This is a genomic window from Candidatus Poriferisodalis sp. (genome assembly GCF_965203655.1).
Classification (GTDB): Bacteria; Actinomycetota; Acidimicrobiia; order Acidimicrobiales; family Poriferisodalaceae; genus Poriferisodalis.
Genome location: NZ_CBDBDD010000008.1, coordinates 44,501 through 64,736, shown reverse-complemented (window position 1 = coordinate 64,736; position 20,236 = coordinate 44,501). Strand labels below are relative to the sequence as shown.

General features: G+C 67.5%; 19 protein-coding genes. 7 read left to right on the top strand and 12 right to left on the bottom strand.

Annotated features, from left to right (window positions below; genetic code table 11):
• Positions 1-356 precede the first annotated feature (356 nt).
• Positions 357-1,250 carry a hypothetical protein gene (locus ACOGW9_RS08890; RefSeq protein ID WP_419910403.1) on the top strand — a complete coding sequence of 298 codons (894 nt, stop codon included), beginning with the start codon at positions 357-359 and terminating at the stop codon, positions 1,248-1,250.
• Positions 1,251-1,324: 74 nt separating this feature from the next.
• Positions 1,325-1,867 carry a hypothetical protein gene (locus ACOGW9_RS08885; RefSeq protein ID WP_419910401.1) on the top strand — a complete coding sequence of 181 codons (543 nt, stop codon included), beginning with the start codon at positions 1,325-1,327 and terminating at the stop codon, positions 1,865-1,867.
• Positions 1,868-1,898: 31 nt separating this feature from the next.
• Here ACOGW9_RS08885 and ACOGW9_RS08880 read toward each other — a convergent pair whose 3' ends face one another.
• The 8 genes from ACOGW9_RS08880 to ACOGW9_RS08845 all read right to left on the bottom strand — a co-directional run bounded on the left by ACOGW9_RS08880 (position 1,899) and on the right by ACOGW9_RS08845 (position 9,023).
• Positions 1,899-3,071, bottom strand: coding sequence for a cytochrome c-type biogenesis protein CcmH (locus ACOGW9_RS08880; protein ID WP_419910399.1), 1,173 nt, complete (start codon positions 3,069-3,071; stop codon positions 1,899-1,901).
• 83 nt (positions 3,072-3,154) lie between these two features.
• Positions 3,155-3,838, bottom strand: a complete 684-nt coding sequence (locus ACOGW9_RS08875; RefSeq protein WP_419910397.1) for a redoxin domain-containing protein — start codon at positions 3,836-3,838, stop codon at positions 3,155-3,157.
• Entirely contained in the window at positions 3,835-5,829 is a 1,995-nt protein-coding gene (locus ACOGW9_RS08870; RefSeq protein ID WP_419910395.1) for a heme lyase CcmF/NrfE family subunit, read from the bottom strand. The genes ACOGW9_RS08875 and ACOGW9_RS08870 overlap by 4 nt, the downstream gene beginning before the upstream one ends.
• On the bottom strand, positions 5,826-6,389 hold the full coding sequence (locus ACOGW9_RS08865; protein ID WP_419910393.1) for a cytochrome c maturation protein CcmE: 564 nt from the start codon (positions 6,387-6,389) through the stop codon (positions 5,826-5,828). The genes ACOGW9_RS08870 and ACOGW9_RS08865 overlap by 4 nt, the downstream gene beginning before the upstream one ends.
• A gap of 163 nt (positions 6,390-6,552) precedes the next feature.
• Complete coding sequence (gene ccsA / locus ACOGW9_RS08860; protein ID WP_419910391.1) at positions 6,553-7,395, bottom strand: cytochrome c biogenesis protein CcsA; 843 nt, start codon at positions 7,393-7,395, stop codon at positions 6,553-6,555.
• Positions 7,396-7,403: 8 nt separating this feature from the next.
• The gene (locus tag ACOGW9_RS08855; RefSeq protein ID WP_419910389.1) at positions 7,404-8,072 is read right to left on the bottom strand and encodes a heme exporter protein CcmB; all 669 of its coding nucleotides are present in this window, start codon (positions 8,070-8,072) and stop codon (positions 7,404-7,406) included.
• The gene (gene ccmA, locus ACOGW9_RS08850; RefSeq protein WP_419910387.1) at positions 8,062-8,742 is read right to left on the bottom strand and encodes a heme ABC exporter ATP-binding protein CcmA; all 681 of its coding nucleotides are present in this window, start codon (positions 8,740-8,742) and stop codon (positions 8,062-8,064) included. The genes ACOGW9_RS08855 and ccmA overlap by 11 nt, the downstream gene beginning before the upstream one ends.
• Positions 8,743-8,804: 62 nt before the next feature.
• Positions 8,805-9,023 (bottom strand): biotin/lipoyl-binding carrier protein, encoded by a 219-nt coding sequence (locus ACOGW9_RS08845; protein WP_419910385.1) that lies wholly within the window; start codon positions 9,021-9,023, stop codon positions 8,805-8,807.
• Positions 9,024-9,174: 151 nt separating this feature from the next.
• On the opposite strand from ACOGW9_RS08845, the gene ACOGW9_RS08840 reads away from it, so the two are divergent.
• Genes ACOGW9_RS08840 through ACOGW9_RS08830 form a run of 3 tightly spaced genes read left to right on the top strand, consistent with a single transcriptional unit; the run spans position 9,175 to position 11,674 of the window.
• Positions 9,175-10,056: a DUF5317 family protein gene (locus tag ACOGW9_RS08840; protein WP_419910383.1), complete on the top strand. Its 882-nt coding sequence runs from the start codon at positions 9,175-9,177 to the stop codon at positions 10,054-10,056.
• Between the two features lie 29 nt (positions 10,057-10,085).
• A complete protein-coding gene (locus ACOGW9_RS08835; RefSeq protein WP_419910381.1) occupies positions 10,086-10,424 on the top strand; it encodes a hypothetical protein in 339 nt (112 codons plus the stop codon).
• Positions 10,425-10,435: 11 nt separating this feature from the next.
• Positions 10,436-11,674, top strand: a complete 1,239-nt coding sequence (locus ACOGW9_RS08830) for a CaiB/BaiF CoA transferase family protein (protein WP_419910379.1) — start codon at positions 10,436-10,438, stop codon at positions 11,672-11,674.
• A gap of 138 nt (positions 11,675-11,812) precedes the next feature.
• Here the strand turns inward: ACOGW9_RS08830 and ACOGW9_RS08825 are convergent, their stop codons facing one another.
• The gene (locus ACOGW9_RS08825) at positions 11,813-12,151 is read right to left on the bottom strand and encodes a hypothetical protein (protein WP_419910377.1); all 339 of its coding nucleotides are present in this window, start codon (positions 12,149-12,151) and stop codon (positions 11,813-11,815) included.
• 205 nt (positions 12,152-12,356) lie between these two features.
• Between ACOGW9_RS08825 and valS the strand changes: the two genes are divergently transcribed.
• The gene (valS, locus tag ACOGW9_RS08820) at positions 12,357-15,050 is read left to right on the top strand and encodes a valine--tRNA ligase (RefSeq protein WP_419910375.1); all 2,694 of its coding nucleotides are present in this window, start codon (positions 12,357-12,359) and stop codon (positions 15,048-15,050) included.
• A gap of 13 nt (positions 15,051-15,063) precedes the next feature.
• On the opposite strand, the gene ACOGW9_RS08815 is transcribed toward valS, so the two are convergent.
• Positions 15,064-16,230, bottom strand: coding sequence for a mechanosensitive ion channel family protein (locus ACOGW9_RS08815; protein ID WP_419910373.1), 1,167 nt, complete (start codon positions 16,228-16,230; stop codon positions 15,064-15,066).
• Positions 16,231-16,454: 224 nt separating this feature from the next.
• On the opposite strand from ACOGW9_RS08815, the gene ACOGW9_RS08810 reads away from it, so the two are divergent.
• On the top strand, positions 16,455-17,783 hold the full coding sequence (locus tag ACOGW9_RS08810) for an ATP-binding protein (protein WP_419910371.1): 1,329 nt from the start codon (positions 16,455-16,457) through the stop codon (positions 17,781-17,783).
• 216 nt (positions 17,784-17,999) lie between these two features.
• Here the strand turns inward: ACOGW9_RS08810 and ACOGW9_RS08805 are convergent, their stop codons facing one another.
• Both ACOGW9_RS08805 and ACOGW9_RS08800 read right to left on the bottom strand, forming a co-directional pair.
• On the bottom strand, positions 18,000-18,647 hold the full coding sequence (locus ACOGW9_RS08805; protein ID WP_419910369.1) for a hypothetical protein: 648 nt from the start codon (positions 18,645-18,647) through the stop codon (positions 18,000-18,002).
• A gap of 895 nt (positions 18,648-19,542) precedes the next feature.
• Positions 19,543-19,830, bottom strand: a complete 288-nt coding sequence (locus tag ACOGW9_RS08800) for a hypothetical protein (protein WP_419910367.1) — start codon at positions 19,828-19,830, stop codon at positions 19,543-19,545.
• Positions 19,831-20,236 lie beyond the last annotated feature (406 nt).

Here is a 20,236-nt window from a genome sequence, read left to right as displayed (position 1 = left end):
TTGCGATCGACTGCCGCGTGGTGACTGCACCGGCGTTGCAGCCGCACCTGCAATTCGCCAAGCACGCTACTGCCGCAACCCGGCAGTTGAGCCCTTGCGGATGACGAGGACCCGTTTGTCGGCCCAGCCGCTACGGGTCCTCGGAAGAACTCTTCATCCAGCCGTTCTCTTGCAACACACCTGGCGCTGGGAGACCTCGACCCTGTCCTGGAGTCGCACCGCCGCGGCCGTCGACCACGTGCTTCCCAAGGTGGCTCATGATGAGTCGGACAATCCGATGTCATCTGATTTCAACATGAACTAATGTCGATATCTCAGCTAAACGTGTGCAAATGCACATGACAGATGGACTCGATGTGAAACGACAAGTGCGTTATCGCGCGGTGGTAGCCGCCCTGCTTCTGGCAGGCAGCTTCTTGGTGGCAGTGCCTGCCGCGGCCGAGGGCCCAGGGGGCATCGACCCCGGTAGCGATCTACTGGACAACACTTGGGACAAACAACCCACTACCGGCGAAGGAACCAACCCGGATGCTGGCGGCGATCAATCACCGACCACCGGCGAAGACGGGGACGGCGACGGCGAGGAACAGCCAACAGACAACGATGGCCTCGAGGGCTTGCAACCGGAGGGGCCGATCGGGCCAGTTGGCTCTACTGGCGTGCCCACTTATGGGGCTGTGTGGGCACCCGACGCAATGGTCCCGACAGCTGTTGAGATTTTGTCCGACGACGCCAACGTCGAATTGTTCACGCACGAGCTAGAAGATCGATCGCTGTTCGCTGCGCTGCTCCTGATCGACAGCCATGAGGCACCGGCCAAGTACCGATTCGAGAATGCGGTGCCTGACGGCCACACCGCTGAATTGCAGCCGGATGGATCGGTGAGGTTCTTCGACTCCGACGGCAACGAATCAGGCGGTGTCGCTTCGCCTTGGGCCATCGACGCCAACGGCGAGGAAGTGCCCACTCGCTACACCCTCGACGGCACAGCGCTCATTCAAGTCGTCGATCACGAAGGGGCTGCCTACCCCGTTGTTGCTGACCCGGTGTGGCTCGCGGCAATTGTCTTGGTGGCACGGGTGGCGCCCACGGCTTACGCGATACTGCAGACTTGCGGACCAGCGCAGTGCGTGGCGGTCACCACGACCACGAGCAGAGCTGTCTACAACCACGTCAGACCCCGTGGCGGATCATCCGGCGGCGGCCGTCCAACCAATACGTGCAATGCAAAATACCGGACTGGGTGCTGAGTGGAGCGGCGAACCGTCGTTGTAGTCCCTGACCTTCCGGCCCGGAATCTCTGGTTCAGGAGTCGGTTGCGCCGATGGCGCGGGTAATGGAAGCGTGCCGTAGGGTCCGCTGGCCTGACGGACGTCCTGTCAGTTATCGGCAGGACCAGATCGCGCTCGGCCTGCACCTGTGGTCGTTGGTATCGGGGATCACGGTGACCGTCCTGTGGATTAACTCTTCGAGTTGGGCGGCGTGGTGGGTGTTGATACCGCTGAGCATTGCGAACGGCGTCGGGTTCGAATTGGTCGCAAGGAATCGCTTGCGTCGCGCCGTGCTGCGGTTCGAAGCCCTCGGCAGTGGAGGGCAAAAGCTGATCAGCATGGGTCCCGGGCACTGGATCAATCAGCAGCTCAGTCGCTTTGACGACTATGCAGTCTGGAAGTGTGACCAAAAGGCCGAGGAGTTCCAGGCTCGAGCCGAGACGGCCGAAGCCAGCGGAAACCAGAGGGCTGCTGCGAGGTACCTGCGCCGTGCTGAGCGTGAGCGAAAATACAGCCGGTTCTGTAAGTACCTCGCCGAGCGCCGCCCCTATCCGTTTTCCGTTCTGAAGTCGTCCAAGAGTCGTCGAAGCAGCTAGCTGCGCAGTTGCTTGGACGTTCTGCGGTCGGTTATTCGAGTTCGGCTTGCATTTCGGTGATTGCGTCTTGGAGAGCGGCGGCCATGGCGGGGGGCGGGTTGCGTTGCAGCGCTGCGCCGTAGTAGCCGATGGCAGCTTCGAGGTCGCGCTCGACGAAGCGGGCTGTGTAGCCGCGGAAGACCCACGGATCGAATTCGCCGGGATCAAGCGCCACAGCGGCGTCCAGTGACGCAATGCCGGCGGCGATGAGCTCGCGATCGGGGATGCGCACCAGCAGCCAGCCGCGCAATGCCAGTGCCTCGGTGTCGCTGGGGTCGTCCGCCAGGACTCGGTCGAGATCCGCGAGGGCCGACTGCAGATCGCAGCCGACCACAGGGGCATCGGCTGCCCCGACAGCACCGGATGGGTCCTGCGATGACAGCGATTCGCAGTGACGCAGGTGCAGGCGGGCTGACAGCACGAGCGCGCCGCGCAAATCGCGGTCGAGCCGGAAGACCTCCTCCAGCGTGGCGCGGGACTCGTCGAGCTGGTTCGCCGCGAACTGCCGCTGGGCGTCGACGAGCAGCGAGCGCGCCGAGCGGTCGATGTCACCCGAGAGGGTCTCGCCTGACAGGCGAAGCCCAGCGGAGCGGGCTACCAGCACGCCGGCTGCGGCGCCCACGAGCACCAGCGCAGCGACGGTGACAACTGTGGCGCTGCGCCAGCCGGTTCTGCGAGCGCGCTCGGCCGGCAGGTCAAGGTCACCTGCTGCGGTGGATCCGTCCCCGTCGGCCCCATCCCCGTCGGCGCCGATTGCCGCCTCGGCATCGTCGCCGTCGACGCCGGCTGACGCACTTGCGGCCCGGGCCTTCCAGCGGCGGGTCGCTGCCCACAACCCTGCCGCTGCAGCGGCGAACGCAGCCACTGGCAGCGCCCACACCAGGGTGCCCACGCCCTCCCCCGGCGGCAGCGCATTCACATCGTCGCCGTAGGCAGCGGCGAGATCGGCCCTGATCTCGGCGTCGCTGCGGCCGGCATCCACCCACAGATCGATCTGTCGGCGCATGGCTGCCGCCGCCGGTGCGTTCGACTCAAGGACGCTCTGGCCGTCGCAGACCGGGCAGAGCGTCGCTTCCTTCAGCTCATACGCACGCTCGGCTTCGGTCGCCGGCGGGCGCGACGCGGTCGCGGCAAGAACCGCGGCGATGACCGCTACAGCGATCACGGCAAGCCAGCCGACGCGCCGCAGTCCAGGAGCGCCTCGGGTCGGCGCAGTCGGCTGCGTCGGCGAAGTCGCTCCCGAGTTGCTCATGACGGGCTCAGAGGCCCAGGCGCGGCATCCGCGCTCGCGGAGCCCAGCAACAGAGCGATGACCGCATCGGGGTCGTCCGCGCTGATCTGGCCCTGCCAACGAGCCGCCACGATGCCGTCTGGCGTGATCAGGAATGACTCGGGCGGCCGCAGCACGCCGAAGGACACGGCCCAGCGGGCATCGGGATCGTCGATGACCGCCCAATTGCCGCCGAGCCGCTCATAGAACGCGATGGCATCGGCTGTCCGGTCGCCGAACGGCACAGCGACAACGGCCCCGTCGAAGGGGTGGCGCTCGGCCCACTCCTCGAGCGCCGGGTGCTCGCGCTCGCAGGGCACGCACCATGAGGCGTAGAAATTCACGAGCACCCATCTGGGTGCCGCAGCATCGATGTCGAAACGTGCCGCCCCGTCGGGATCCGAGCGCACGCCAGGCAAGCGCTGGGCATCATCGGCCGCCAGGGTGTTCGCGGGTGGCCAGATGAGCTCACCCCGCAGGTGCGGCACCGGCTCGCCGATGAGCGGGCTAGCGGCGCGGATGCTGCCGCCGTCAGAGTCCCGCGTCGCCAGCAGCGCCACCAGGCCGGCGGCCACCAAGCCGACAAGCACCGCGCTGACGCGCACCCAGGCGCGCTGTCGGGGTGTCGCAGCGCTCGACGTGCCGTCCGATTCGGAGGTCACGTGCGCGGATCTCCCGCATCCGAACCAGCCTGATCGGGAGCGGCGCCCGCAAGGACCCGGCCGCTGGGGGGACGGCGGATCCGGTCCCGTGCCCCGATACGGGTCGGCACCAAGGCTGCAGCAACGCCGACCGCCAGCACGGCGCCTCCGAGCCACATCCACGCCACGAGCGGCTTGATGAGCACCCGCAGCGCCACTTCGCTGCTGCCCTCGTCTGGAATCGTCGCCAGCGACAGGTAGACGTCGTCGACGAGGCTCGTCGCCACCGACGGCGTCGAGATCGGCTGGCCGAACTCGGCGAAGCGCGTCACTGCGGGCTCGAACACACCGCGGCCTTCCACCTCCACGCGGACTCGCACCACCCGGTTGCCGTTCTCCATCCCGTCTGTCAAGCCCAGGTAGGTGACCTCGTGACCCGCGACCGTGCCGGACTCGCCCGGCGCCAGCGTGAACTCCCCTTCCGACCCGTACGCGCTCGAGGCGATGAAACCGAACGCGATCACGCCAATGCCGATGTGGGCGATCATTCCCCCGCCGGTGCGCCCGAGCAGGCCGCGCCAGCCGTTCCGTCGAGCACCCAGCCACAGCAGCCGCACCGCTGAGCCGACGACGAACCCGCCCAGCCCGAGGGCCAGGACCTGCCACAGACCGTGCGCGCCCGCCCAGATCGACAGCACCATCGTCACCGCACCGGCGGCCGCGGGCCACAGCAGCCGTTGTGAACGCGTCTCGGCGGGCGTGCTGCGCCAGTTCAGCGCCGGCGACAGCGCCATGAGCCCGAGCAACGCGATGCCGACCGGCGCCAGCATCCGGTCGAAGTAGGGCCGGCCGACGGCCAGCCGTTCATTCGAGACCGCTTCTGCCAAGAGCGGGAACACCGTGCCGAGCAGCACCACGAACGCCGCGACGGCAAACAGCAGGTTGTTGGCGAGGAACGCGCCCTCGCGCGACCAGACCGAACCCAGGCTGGCCGAGGTGCGCAGGGCCTCGCCCCGCCATGCCACCAGCACCACGCCAGTCGCGACGATGACGCCGAAGAAGCCCAGCAGGATCGGTCCCAGCGACGACTCGCTGAACTCGTGCACCGATTCGAGAACACCTGATCGAGTGAGAAACGTGCCGAAGATCGTCAAGGCAAACGTCACGATGAGCAGCGAGAGGTTCCACACCCGCAGCATCTGGCGTCGCTGCTGGGTGATGAGCGAGTGCACGAACGCGGTGGCGGTCAACCACGGCAGCAGCGAGGCGTTCTCCACCGGATCCCATGCCCAGTAGCCGCCCCAGCCCAGCACTTCGTATGACCACCATGCGCCGAGCATGATCCCGGTGCCCAGGCAGCCCCAGGCCACGAGCGTCCAGCGGCGGGTGTCGGCCAGCCATCGGGTGTCGAACTGGCCCGTGATGAGCGCAGCTACCGCGAACCCGAACGGCACAGTGAAGCCGACGTATCCGAGATACAGCATCACCGGATGGATGGCCATGAGCGGGTGATTGCGCAGCAGCGGGTTCAAGCCGCCGCCGTCAAGCGGCGGATCCGCGAGGGTGGCGAAGGGATTCGCAGGACCCGCGAGCAGCGCAAAGAAGAAGATGCACACTCCCAGCATCACGGCGAGCGCCCAGGCCACCGTCGGCTCCGCGGTGCGCGCTCGGAAGCGCCATGCCGCTGCCGCGACGTAGCCGCACAGCACCAGGATCCACAACAGGATCGATCCCTCCAGCGCTCCCCAGAGGGTCGCGATCTTGTAGATGAGCGGTGTCGCGATCGTGGAGTTGCGAGCCACGTACGCGATCGAGAAGTTGTCGCTGAGCAGTGCGATCTCCATCGCAGCCACGGCCAGCACGCAGCCAGCCGTCATCGCGGCGATCCATGCCAGCGCTTGGCGGCAGCGCGCAGGCTGCCCCAGCACCCTGGCGGCGACGAGTGTTGCAGCCCCGCCGAGCGCGCTGACGAGGCCGACGGCCACGCCGAGCGTGCCCAGCACGGCAATCACAGCCGGGGCACCTCAAAGGGACAGTCGTCCAAGAAGCCCTCGGGAGCCTCGTTCGGGTCGGGCAGACGGCCTTCGTTCGCCGCCATGTACTCGTTGGTGTGCTTCACCAGCATGTTGTCGCTCGAGAAGAAATGAGTGTCGCGGCCTGCCACCGTCACGACGTCACCTTGCACCCAGCGGCCCTCGAGCACCACAGGTATCCACGGCGACTCGAACAGGTCGGGCGGATCGACGCTGTGACGCACCGACACCGATGCGCAGTTGTGGATCACCTCGAAGGTGGTCACTCCCCCATCCACCGCCACCGACGCCGGCACCACCCGTCCTTGCAGGCGAAACCGGCGGTCGCCCAGCTCGACCCGCTCGGCAATGGCCTCGTCCGCGTTGCGGAAGAACAGCGTCGCATTGCGCAGTCCCGCGACCGTGGCCGCTCCTCCCGCGATCGCCAGCAGCACCACAAAGCCGACGATCATCACCTTGCGGCGACGGCCGAGCACGCGGCGCGCGTCGGCTCGATCTGGCTCGGCGGGAAGGGGATGACGGGGGCTGAGATCGGTCACTGGCTGGTTTCCGGATGCGACCGGCTCGGGTCCCCGCTGGCTCCCGCGGGCCCGATGCCGAGGTCACGGCCGAGCACGCGGCCACGGCGCACCACCCAGGTCGCGTAGGCGACCACAACCACCGCGGTCAAGGCGTAGCCGCTGAAGACATTGGCCGCCCACGTCATCGATCTGTCACCGGTTCGTCGTGGCGGGGCTCACTGCGACGCTGGGCGAGCAGTTCTTCGAGCGCAGCTTCCTCGGCGAGCTCTTCGAGGCGCAGCACCCGGTAGCGGTGGATCCCGATCCACAGCGCGATGAGGGTGAAGGTGGCCCAGGAGTACAGCAGCGTCCAGTACATCTCGCCGCTGTAGTTGCGTTCGCCGCCGATCCCGATTTCCAGGCTGGCTTCCTGATGCAGCGTGCGCCACCAGTCCACCGAGTAGTGGACGATGGGCAAGTTGACCACCGCGATGAGGGCCATCACCGCGGAGCGTCGAGCGCGGGCCCTCGACTCGGCAGGCAGCCGCCGCAATGCCAAGTACCCGAGATAGGTCACGAACAGCAGGACGGTGGTGGTCAATCGTGCGTCCCACTGCCAGTACGTGCCCCAGGTCACCTTGCCCCACAGCGAGCCAGTCACCAGTGTGAGCCCGGTGAACATCACGCCGAGCTCAGCCGCGGCGCCGGCTACCCGGTCCCAGTGCCGTGCCTGGCGGTCTGCGATGACGCCTTCGGTGCCCCCGGCACCGCTGCGAGTCCGCCACAGCACACGCGCACTGGCGAACGCGGTCAGCGCGAAGCCGCCGTACGCGACCCAGATCGAGGGCACGTGCACGTACATCAGCCGGACGGCGTCGCCCTGCACGGCATCGGCAGGCGAGACCCACAGTGCCAGGATCGCCATCACCGCCGCTGCGGCGAGCCCGATGGCCCCGAGCACCCGGGTCGCGACGCTGCCCGTCATCGACACGGATCCAGCTCGCTGGGCCTGCCGGCGAAGGTCTGGCTCAGGGGTCTCGATCATCAGGAGATTCAGGCGTCTTCCAGCAGCGGGCCGGCCGCCGCCCAGCCCACCGCGACGTAGGTGATGAGCACTACCGCAAGCAGCGCTGTCCAGCTCCAGCCTTGGTCGGCGCTGGTCCCCAGCGCCACGTCGAACGCTCGGGTTCCGGCCAAGAGCACCGGTGCTGCCACCGGTATCAGCAGCAGCGGAAGCAGGGTATCGGCGGACCGCAGCCCTACCGTCATTGCCCCGTACAGGCACCCGCAGATGGCAAATGCCGCCGTACCGCAGACGGCCGCGGTGACGAGCAGGAGCCAGTCGGTGACGGTGACCGAGAAGAGCACCACGAGCCCTGCAGCGGTGAACACTGCGACTACCGCCATCTGGACGGCCAGGGCCATGGCCTTGCCCCACAGGATGGCCGCGGGGGAGAGCCCGCCGAGCCGGAGTGCGTCGAGGTTCCCGCCTTCGGCTTCGATGTCAAAGCTGCGCTTGGCGCCGAGCACTGCCCCGAAGAGAACAGCCACCCAGAACAATCCGCCTGCCCCGGCGCCCAACAGCGACGGATTCGCGTCGAACGCGAAGGCGAACACGACGAGAATGAGGAGCACGGTCGGCACAATCTGGATCAGCGTGACGCGCGCACGTCGCTCGATGGTCAGGTCCTTCCGGCAGATGAGCCAGATCTCACGCCACATCGGCTGAACTGCCCGCGCCGGTTGCTGGAGCGCTCATCGAGACTCGCCCGCCGGCGAGCGTCACCTGCCGGGCGGCTGCGAGGCGAGCGCTGCCCGTCTCGTGGGTTGCGAACATGACGGTCGCCCCGGCCGTCACGGCGTCGCCGAGCAGCTCGTCGAGCGCGTCGCGGCTGGTGCGGTCAAGTCCGGCGTGCGGTTCGTCCAGCAGCCACAGCTGCGGGCGGGCGATGGTCAAGCAAGCCAGCGCCACGCGTCGCTGCTGGCCCTCAGAGAGACGTCGGATCGCCACCCCCTTCAAGCGGCCCTCCAGCGAGAACCGTTCGGCCGCCGCCGAAGCCTCAGTGTCGGAGGCGCGGTGGAGCGCGGCGCAGTGACGCAGCTGATCGTCGACTCGCAGATCGCCGTAGAGGGGAGTGCGGTGCCCCAACAAGCCGACGTGGCGGTGAACCGAGCGCCGATTGGCGATGAGGTCGAAGCCGAGCACGTCGGCCCGCGCACCGCGCAGAGGAACGAGGCCCGCGCACGTCCGCAGCAGCGTGGTCTTGCCGGCCCCGTTGGGACCTCTCAGGCAGACCATCTCGCCGCTTTCCACGCTGAGGTCCACTCCCGCCAGCGCAGGAAAGCGGTCCAACAGGGCCACGACGCCCTCGAAGGCAACGGCAGCTCCCACGGAGTGCCAAGGCTACGGGCGGGTTCGCCTGCGTCGGCTCCCCGACGATGAGCCGCCCGAAACTACGCGGTCGCCACCACCGCGAGCACGTCGCCTTCGGCGACTGCGTCGCCCTCGGCCACGTTCATCTCCGCCAGCGTGCCGCCTTCGGGAGCAGTCACCGGGATCTCCATCTTCATGGACTCGAGGATGAGCAGTTCGTCGCCGGCGGACACGACGGATCCCACCTCCGCAACCACCTTCCATACCGTTGCGGTCAACTCAGCTCGGACATCCAGCACGTCGTGCCTCCTGCGGCTGCGGGGAGCAAAGGGCCGGCGCAAAGCTAACCGCGGCGGCGAACGACCGCCCAGGATGGGCTGCGGATGCCGACGTAGGGAGGTCGAGACCATCCCCGAGCCCGCGCAGACCGCTCGGTACTGTCAGTGCGCGGTGTTCTTTATCGTCCTCGTGACAGCCGCAGGTTTGGGTATCGGTTTTGCCGTCTCGTTGCTGAGGGGCACGGAGCCACGCGACATCTTCGTGAGGCTCCGAGTGCTGCAGGTCAACTACTGGCCGGTGCTCGCGCTCGGCGCTGTCCTGTCGCTTGCGGTCGCGCTGGACACCAACATGCTCGCCGGCCGCTTCGCCCTCGGCGTGTCGCTGGCTCTGCTGCTCGCGAGCTGCGTGCTCAACCGGCACATCACCGGCGCACTGATTGCCGCCGTCGGGATTTCCGCCAACCTCGCTGTCCTGCTGCTGAACGGCTACCTGCCGGTCAGCGAGAGCGCAGTCGTGGCGTCCGGCATCATCGACTACGACGGGCTCGACCGAGTGCTGCTCGGCACCGCCCGCCGCTGGTCAGGCGACGCGACGATCGCCGCATGGCTCGGAGGCGCGATACCGCTCGCACCGCTGCGAGACGTCATCACGCTCGGAGACATGGTGACCGCCGCGGGCTTGGCCAATGTCGGGTTCCGTCTCATGTGGCCCGCCGCCCGGGCGACTCAACGGCTCGCGGCAGTTTCTCAAGGCGGCTACGACGACTTCGACGATCAAACAGTCGTGCTCAGGCCGGCCGCACAAGCCACCACACTGGAGAACCCCTCACTGATCGGCGATGCTGCGGCCCCGCAGCCCGCGACCGTTCCGGCGGCAGCCGCGCCGGCGGCTCCCGCTGCGGTGCCTGCACACACCGAACCTGCCTGGGCGTCACGCGTCGAGCCAGCCCCGTGGCCCGCACCGGCGCCGTGGCCCTACGACTCGGCCGACGACGGCAGCGACATGTCAGGCGAACCCACCGAGACGCACGAACCGCATCTCTTCGGAGCCTGAGCGCCGCCGCGTCCCGAGATAATGGGACGGTGGCTGACGCCGGGGAATCTCGAGGCGAGGGGCCCGACGGCGGTCGGGGCACGCCCCCGTCGGCAGATCAATCCTTCGACGAGGTCCTGGCCCGGCGGGCACGGCTCAAACGGATCACCAGTCTCGGCCAGCGAACCGGCTACGGCCTGTATCTGTTGTCGCTGGCGCTCGGTGCTGTGGGCATCCGTTGGGGCTACACACCCCTGCTGAGCACAGTCATCGCCGTGGCGCTCGTGGTGGGTTCGATGCTGCTCGCGCCGACCATCGTCATGAGCCACGGCATCAAGGCTGCTGAGCGCGAGGAGCGCCAGGCCGCTGCAGCCGCATCGACCGAGTAGACGAGGACTTCATGCCAGAAACTGCAGGCACTGCCGCCGCGGCCGGCGACGGATCGGCCGGAGCCCTCGACGGCATACGCGTCGTCGATCTGACGACCGTGCTGATGGGGCCGATGGCGTGCCGGATGCTCGGAGATCACGGGGCCGACGTGATCAGGGTCGAATCGCTCGACGGCGACTCCACGCGCAACGGGCTTCCTGCCCGGTCCGCCGGCATGTCCGGTTTCAGCCTCAACATCCAGCGCAACAAGCGCTCGCTGGCGCTCGACCTCAAGTCCGATGCCGGTCGTGCAGCGATGCAGCGGCTGCTCGCGAGCTCGGACGTGCTCGTCACCAACATGCGTGCTGCCGCGCTCGAACGTCTCGGCCTCGACGCAGACTCCCTGCGAGCACAGCATCCGCAGCTCATCTGCTGCCGTGCGAACGGCTACGGCAGCGGGGGCCCGTACCGCGACAAAGCGGCGTACGACGACGCCATCCAAGCCGCATCCGGCCTGTCGAACCTGATCGGCCGCATCGCAGGCGAGCCTGGCTTCGTCCCCTCGGTGATCGCGGACAAGGTCACCGGGCTGCATGTGGTGGAGGCTGTGCTCGCGGCCCTGTTCCATCGGGAACGGACCGGTGTGGCACAGGCCATCGAAGTGCCCATGTTCGAGACGATGGTGGCCTTCAACCTGGTGGAGCACTACCGCGGCGCCGTGTTCGAGCCGCCCGAGGGTCCGTTCGGCTATGACCGGCTCCTCACGCCGCACCGCCGCCCCTACCCCACCGCTGACGGCTGGGTGTGCCTGCTGCCCTACAACGACGCGCAGTACCGAGCCTTCTTCACGTTCGTCGAACGACCCGAGCTGGCCGACGATCCGCGCTTTGCCGACCACAACTCGCGGATCGCGCACATCGACGAGCTGTACGCACTGTTCGGGGAGCTCTCGGTGCGCCGCACGACCGATGAGTGGATCGCCTACTGCGACACCCATTCGATCCCGGCCGCCAGGGTCATGGACTTGGCAGACCTCGACGCGGATCCCCAGCTCGCCGCCGTGGGCCTCGTGAGCATCTCGGAACATCCCACCGAAGGGGCGTACCGCTACGTGGCCGATCCGGTGGTCTACTCCGCGACGCCGACCCGGCTGCGCCGGCATGCACCGCGTCTCGGCGAGCACGCCGCCGAGATCCTCGGCGAACTGGGGTACGACGCCGGCGAGATCGACCACCTGGCTGCCGAGGGCGTCATCGTCGTCACGCCCTGACGGACGACGTCAGCGCAACGCAAAGGGCACCCCGCAAGCGGGGCGACACAACGCAAAGGGCACCCCGCAAGCGGGGTGCCCCAACGTCGGCGTATCGCCGATGGCACGGCGCTTCAGCAGCGCCGCACGTGACGCTGGTCAGTCGCCGCGTCCTCCAATGCCCTGCTTCAAGGCGCTGATTGCAGCGTCTCGAACCGGAATGAATGCCACGAGGACGATGGCTGTTGCCACGTCCATGCCGAAGCGACCCAGTGACAGCACTTCCAAGCTGGCCGCATATCCGAACATGCCCCCGCCGTCATTGACTTGCGAGATCAGCACGAATAGGTACGCCCAGATCAGATTGAGATTGCTGCCTACGATCGGAATCGACTTCAGCGTGTCATTCACCTTGACTGCGTCAAGGACACTGTCCACGACAACCATCGCACCCTGGAACACCATGCCCAGGATGATCAGCGTCAGGATTGTCGCCATCATGCCAATCGACCCCCTTTGGTCGGCAGTACTGGCTGAGATTGCCTTCCGCCCCCGCAGTCGGCAACCAGTGCACACACTAGTCAAAGGTGTTGCACTTGTGTGACAATTGTGTGACAGCCCAGCGTGAACTTGGCACATATCGGGTGACACGTGCCGGTCCGGCCTCGGCCGCCGTCACGGCGCGCCGGTAGCTTTGCCGCATATGACGCAGGTGCCCGACAAGCCCACGGTCGATGGGCTAGAGGCAAAGTGGTCGCAGCGCTGGGAATCGGACGGCGTGTACCGCTTCGACCGCACTGCCTCACGTTCTGAGGTGTTCAGCATCGACACACCGCCGCCGACGGTCAGCGGCTCGCTGCACATGGGCCACGTCTTCAGCTACACCCACACCGACAACATCGCCCGGTACCGGCGCATGGCCGGCGACAAGGTCTTCTACCCGATGGGCTGGGACGACAACGGCCTGCCCACCGAGCGGCGCGTGCAGAACTACTTCGGGGTGCGCTGCGACCCCATGCTCCCCTACGACGAGAACTTCGTGCCGCCGCCCGACGGCGGCGATGCCAAAGCAGTGGAGGCACGCGGCGAGATCGCCATCTCACGTCGCAACTTCATCGAGCTGTGCCATGTGCTGACCGCCGAAGACGAGCGTGCCTTCGAAGCGCTCTGGCGCCAGCTCGGTCTCAGCGTGGACTGGTCGATGACCTACGCCACGATCGACGAGCGATGCCAGCGGGTCGCTCAACGCGCTTTCCTGGGCAACCTCGAACGCGGCGAGGCGTACCAGATCGAGGCGCCGTCGCTGTGGGACGTCACCTTCGGCACGGCGGTCGCGCAGGCAGAACTGGAAGACCGGGAGCGGCCGGGCGCCTACCACCGCATCTCGTTCGGCCGAAACGGCACGTCCGGTGCCGGCAACGGCCCTGGTGGGAACGGCACCGTCGAGATCGAGACGACCCGGCCCGAGCTCCTCGCGGCTTGCGTGGCGCTGGTGGCACACCCCGACGACGAGCGCTACCAGCCGCTGTTCGGCACCACGGTCACGACGCCATTGTTCGGCGTGGAGGTGCCGGTCGTCGCCCACAAGCTGGCCGAGCCCGACAAGGGCACCGGCATCGCCATGATCTGCACGTTCGGCGACACCACCGACGTGACGTGGTGGCGCGAGCTGGACCTGCCCGTGCGGGCGATCGTGGACCGGGGCGGTCGCATCGCGGCGGAGCCGCCGCCAGGCGTCGACTCGCCCGCCGGGCGCGAGGCATACCGGCACCTCGCAGGACGGACCGTCGGCGGCGCTCGCAACGCCACCGTGGAGCTTCTGCGGGAATCCGGCGATCTCGTCGGCGAGCCCAGCCCGATCACCCACGCCGTGAAGTTCTTCGAGAAGGGCGACCGGCCGCTGGAGATCGTCACGAGCCGCCAGTGGTACATCCGCAACGGCGGTCGCGATCGGGATCTGCGCGACGCGCTGATCGCCCGCGGCTCGGAGATGACGTGGCATCCGCCCTACATGCAGGGCCGCTACACCAATTGGATCGAGGGGCTCACCGGCGACTGGCTGATCAGCCGGCAGCGCTATTTCGGCGTGCCGATCCCGCTGTGGTACCCGCTCGACGACCATGGCGAACCCATCTGGGACCAGCCGCTCGTGCCCGACGACGACGTGCTGCCAGTCGACCCGAGCAGCGACGTCCCAGCCGGTTACGACGAGCCGCAGCGAGGACAGCCGGGCGGTTTCATCGGCGACCACGACGTGATGGACACCTGGGCCACATCGTCGCTGACGCCGCAGATCGCGTGCGGCTGGAGCGAAGACCCCGACCTGTGGGAGCGCACCTACCCGATGGACATGCGCCCCCAGGGGCACGACATCATCCGGACCTGGCTGTTCTCTACGGCAGTCCGCAGCCACCTCGGCCACGACTGCGCTCCGTGGCGCCACTGCGCGCTCTCGGGCTGGATCCTCGATCCGGACCGCAAGAAGATGTCCAAGTCCAAGGGCAACGTGGTGACCCCGGTGGACCTGCTCGACACCTACGGTGCCGACGCCGTGCGCTACTGGGCAGCCAACGGGCGGCCCGGCACCGACACTGCCTTCGACGAAGGCCAGATGAAGATCGGGCGCCGGCTGGCGATCAAGCTGCTGAACGCAGCGAAGTTCGCGCTGAGCATGGCCGCTTCGGCACCCGCCGACGACGCCGCCGCACGGTCGACCGCAACGGTGCTCACGATGCTCAACGGTCGCGACGAGTCCGACTCCGGTGCGGTGCTGTCGGCGGCTCAGTTGCACAACGGCTTGGACGCGGCACTGTTGGGCGAACTCGCCGAGCTGGTGCGTGTGGCGACCGACGCATTCGACGAGTTCGACTATGCACGCGCTCTCGAACGCGCCGAGCAGTTCTTCTGGCGTTTCACCGACGACTACGTGGAGCTGGCGAAGGGTCGGGCGTACGGCGGGCAGGGCGCAGAGGCAGCGGCTGATGCTCACCGCACGCTGCTCGTCACGCTCGACGTGCTGCTGCGACTGTTCGCGCCGTTCCTGCCTTTCGTCACCGAGGAGATCTGGTCGTGGTGGCGCGGCGGTTCAGTGCACCGGGCGAGTTGGCCCGATGCCGCGGAAATCGACGCGCTGGTTCCTGACCATCCCTCGGGTGCGTTCGAGCTCACTGCATCGGTGCTCAGCGAGGTTCGCCGGGCCAAGACCGAGGCCAGGCGCAGCCTGCGCGTGCCCGCAGAGCAGGTGACGGTCCGCGCCGCGGATGCGCACATCGCCACGCTGGAGCTGACGCGGGCCGACTTGATCGATGCCGGGCGCATCGAGAGCCTGAGGTTCGTGGCCGACGACTCGCTCGCACACCCCGACGTCAGCGTGACGCTGGCGCCGGCAGACGCCTAGATCATCGCTTCAGCTAGAAGTCGCTGTCAGCGCCGTCGCCGTCGGGGTCCTCGGCCTCCATCGGCGGCGCAACGGTCTCGAAAGCGCCGACACGCCGCTCGCGGCTCTCGCCATCGGGCTCGCCGCTGCGCACCCAGACCGTCCGCTGCGGGAACGGGATCTCGATGCCGGCCTCGTCGAACGCGGCCTTGATGCGCCGACGCATCAGGCGCGCGGTCGCCCACTGCTCCGACGGCTCGGTCTTGAGCATGACCCGGATGGTGACCGCGTCGGCGCCGAAGGCCTGCACTCCCGAGAGGGTCGGTTCTTCCAGCACCGTGGTGCTCTCGCCCTGCTCCTGCCACACCTCATCCGCGACGCGCTTGATGATGGCCATGGCCTCGTCGAGATCGGTGTCGTAGGCGACGTCGAGGTCGAGCGGCACCCGGGCCCACAGCTGCGACATGTTGCCCACGCGCGCGATCGCGCCGTTGGGCACATGCCAGACCGTGCCCGAGATGTCGCGCAGTCGTGTGGTGCGCAGCCCGACCGACTCGACCGTGCCGACCGCGTCGCCGAGATCGACCACGTCGCCGACGCCGTACTGATCCTCGATGAGCATGAATACGCCGGTCAGCAGGTCGCGCACAATCGACTGCGCGCCGAAGCCGACGGCAACGCCGATGATGCCGGCGCCTGCGATGAGCGGCCCGAGGTTCACGTCGAATTCGCCGAGCAGCATCATGAGCGCAACGGCCCAGATGATGGTGGTGGCGATGCTCTTGAACAGCGTGCCCAGCGTCGTGGCCCGCTGGCTGGCGCGCGCGGTGCGCTCGCGCAGCTGCTTCATCTTGTCGGCGAGCCGCTCGGGGTCCCACGTGCGGCCCTCTTCGGCGGTGCGGGCGGCTTCGTCTTCCTCGGCGTGCTGCTTGTCCGACGCGATGCGCTCCACCATGTGATCGATGGCGCGGCGCACGACCCGCCGGGCGATGACGGCCAGCAGCAGGATGATCAGCACCGTGAGCGGCTTGTCGACGAGCCACACCGAGGCCGACGCAAAGCCCTCGCTGCCGGTCCAGTCGTAGATGCGCTCGCAGACCCAACTGGGCTCGGGGCCGCACACTTCGTTGACGCGACTGACTTCCAGCAACGCGTTGACCGCGTCCGTCGCCGATTCGGCCTGTGCAAGAAGTCCGGTCATCTGCGCGAGCCTAAGCCGGAGGCACCGGCAGACCCCACAGTGACACTCGGAATCTGACAGTCCGGATTTACGGCACCGACGTTGCGACGGCGGAATCTGCAATCCAAGTTGTCAGTAGTCTCTCATTCAATACATAAGTGGCTTGCAGAACGCTATATTGATGTCCTTGTCTCAGTGCGATGCCGGATGGGGCACGGCCGGCGGCGAGAGCGGGAGCGGCTGCGATGAACGACGCTGAATCCCTCGCCGCAGACAGTCCGCCGTCTGATCGGCTGACCATGCCCGGCTATCAGCCACGGGTCATCGAGGACCAGATTGCAGAAGCGCTGGCGCGGGTGGGCGCCGTGCTCATCGACGGGGCGCGAGCGTGCGGCAAGACGTGGACCGCCCGCCGCTTCGCGCGCAGCGAAGCACGCATCGATGACCCTGCGTCACAGCTGCTCATCGAGACAGCGCCCGAGTCGCTGCTGGCGGGCGATTCGCCTCGACTGCTCGACGAATGGCAGATGGCACCATCGCTGTGGAACCGGGTGCGCCGGGCCTGCGACGACCGCAGCCGACCCGGCCAGTTCATCCTGACAGGGTCGGCATCGCCGAGCGACGAGATCACCCGCCACTCGGGCATGGGGCGCATTGCCCGCATCCGCATGCGCCCGATGTCGCTGTACGAATCCGGGCTCTCCGACGGCAGTGCATCGCTGCAGTCGATGTTCGACGGCGACGCTGCTGCGGCAGTGCCCCGCGACAACGTCTCGCTCGTCGATGTCGTCGACGCCATCTGCGTCGGAGGCTGGCCCGCCAACGTGGGCGCCAGCGCCGGACCACGAGGCGAAGCAGCCGGCATCAGCGGCGCCATCGGCGACTACATCAACGAGGCGGCGCGGGTGGAGGTTGCCGAAGCTGTCGGTGTTCGGCATCAGCCCGAGGCGCTGCTGCGACTGATGCGTTCGGTGGCTCGCAATGTGGCAACCGAAGCGAGGCTCACCGGCCTGGCTGCGGACGCGGGCGGCGACTCGGCACTGGCGAGCGCCACCGTGCGCTCATACCTGTCTGCCCTGGAGCGCATCTTCGTCGTCGAGCGGCAGCCGGCATGGTCGGTGGAGCTGCGCTCTCGGGCCTCGTTGCGCAAATCGCCCAAACTGCACTTCGTCGATCCTTCGCTGGCGGCATCGTTGCTGCGGGCTACGCCGGCGCGCCTCATGGCCGATACGCCTGCGCTGGGATCGCTGTTCGAGTCGCTGGTTGTGCGAGACCTGCGGATTCTGAGCCAAGGCGTCGGCGCCGACGTCTACCACTACCGCGACAACGTCGGCCTCGAGGCAGATGCGGTGATCGAACGGAGCGACGGAGCGTGGATCGGTGTGCAGGCCAAGCTGAGCCCGGGCCGCTCCGCGGTGGATGCCGCGGCCGCATCCCTGCTGCGCCTGCGTGACAAGGTGGCGCGCCGACGCGACGCTGACATGGCAGCACTGCTGGTGGTGACCTCGACCGGGGCGGCCTACCGCCGCACAGACGGCGTCATCGTCACGCCCGTGACCTCACTCGGCCCCTGACCGACAGGCGAGCGTTTACTTCGCTGCCCTTGCCTCAGGGCGATGCCGGATGAAACGTCGGATGAAACAAGGACAGCAGCGATGCCATTCGGCGGTTGGTCACGGCATGTTGAGCACTACGGCACCCGCCGCCTTGGCGCGTCCGGCAATGTTGCGATGGCAGGTCAACAAGACGGTCTGGTGCTGCTCAGAGAAACGGCTCAGCAAGCGGACACCTCACTCGGCACGATCATCGTCGAGGCCGACGAGCACATCGTCGAGAATTACCGGCAACCGCACGCCCAAGCGTTCGCCCTGTTCGGCCACCGTCGCCAGTCGCAGCATGAGATACAACAGCGAGCGCGCTCCGAAGGACTGTCGCCGCGCCGGATGCTCGCCGTGGGGACCGGCCACCCGCAGCAGATCGTCGATACCGGACTGCTTCTTGGCATGCATCTTGTCGTCGGGGGACGGCAAGACAATGCGAAGGTCTGTCCAGTCGGCCAAATTCGAGGCCCACTGCCGACACTGCCTCAACAGCTCTGGTTGCCGTTCCTTCAGGTAGTCCTCGGCGGTGTCGTGCAGCAGCTCAGCCGCGAGGCCATGCCCGAGGCCTTGCGCTATCTGGGCGCGAATCGCCGTGATCAGCTGGGCGCGTAGTAGCCGATTAGCTGCGGCCCCGTTCGATAACCGCTTCAGGTCATCTGCGTTCTGCTTCAGTTCCTCGATCTTGTCGTCAACGCTGAGGGCCCCTTCGGCGTCGTTGTCGTGGTTGTCGCGTCGGGCGTTTCCTTCGGCGTGGTGCCGCCCGAGGGCCTGTCCTGCCGGTTCTTCGCCTCGACGAGCGCTCGGTGCCTGCGGTTCGCCTCTTCGAGCATCCGCCATTTTTCTTTATCGCTGGCCGTCTCGAAGAGGGTGACCAGCGATGCGCACGCAAGCCCGGCCCCCAAGACGGTGCCAGCGGCGGCACCGCCGGTGAGGGCCGTTCCAGCGACGGAAGCGGTCGCGACACCAGCACACAGGAGTCCCCCGACGACGGTCTTGGAGATGTTCTCAAAATAGGAGGGTTCCCGCGGCTGGTAGTGGTCTCGCCCCATTGGATGGCAGCCGCTGCCTTCGTCGGTGAGGTGCTCGTGCTCGCCCAGCGGGCAGGAGTCATGGTCGACGGGATGACAGCCCCCGCTGTCATGCGCGTGCTCGCCGTCGTCGCCGGCCCTCCGTCAGGCCCCGGACGCCACGTCGGTCTCGGCCAGGCGCCGACCTGCATCCGTCTGGCGGTGCAGCCTCAGGCTTGCACACAGGGTCCTCCATCGGAATGGCCCGCGCGCAACGCAACACGCAGCTACAGCCCGCGTCGACGATCGTGCCGACGGCCCACGGGCGCGGCGGGCTTCCTGTGAGCACGGCCCCGGGGACAGCCCCCGAGGCTCGAGCGGGTGCCGTTAGCTCGCAGCGGTGACGGGCCTGCGCCGCCTGTACCAGAGGCACCAGCAGGCCCACAGAACACACCCCAGAGCAACGACCACCAGCACCGTGGACCAGATCGGCCAGCCTGTCGACCCGGCCCAGTTCAGCACCCATATGTTCACAAAGGCACCCACGAAGCACAGCACAAAGAAGGTCACGCGCTCGCGACGGTCGCGGGGTTTCATTTGCCAGCGCTGCCATCGTGTCTGTTCGGGCGGGGCCGTCATGGTGTCGGGTGGTGGTGTCATGGGCGGTTTCTCCTGCGTTCGGATTGTAGTCGGCTCTTGCGCTTGTGGTTCGACCGGGCGCACTGTCAGCATCGGTGGCTGAACCCGCGCTGGCAGTCCCAGCGGCGGGCGATCTCGCGGTGCTGTTCGGGTGTGATGCGGCCCGCTTGCAGGTCGCGCTGGGCTTGGATGATGTCGGCCGTGCTCAGCTTCGGCGGCGTGGTTGTGGCCGTCGTGCCGGGCGCTCCCTTCGGCGTCGCTGTCGTGGTTGTCGTGTCAGGCGTTTCCTTCGGCGTGGTGCCGCCCGATGGCTTGTCCTGTCGATCCTTTGCCTCGACGAGCGCGGCGTGCCTGCGCTTCGCTTCCTCAAGCATCTGCTGCCTCTGCTTCGCAGTGGCCGTCTCAAAGGTTTCCAGCAACGCCGGACAGCCAATCACGCCAGCCCCTGCGCCAACGGGACCGGCGACTAGGCCACCGATACCAGCACAGAGCAGCGACTGAGCGACAGCTGTGGAGATGTTCTCAAAATAGGAAGGTTCCTTGGGTTTGTAGTGGTCTCGGCCGGTGGGGTGGCAGCCGCTGCCTTGTTCGGTGAGGTGCTCGTGCTCGCCCAGCGGGCAGGAGTCATGGTCGATGGGGTGACAGCCCCCGCCGTCATGCGCGTGCTCGCCATCGTGGCAATGATTGGTGTTGACCGAATGGCACGCGAACCCGGTGCAGCCTCAGGCTTGCACACAGGGTCCTCCATCGGAATGGCCCGCGCGCAACGCAACACGCAGC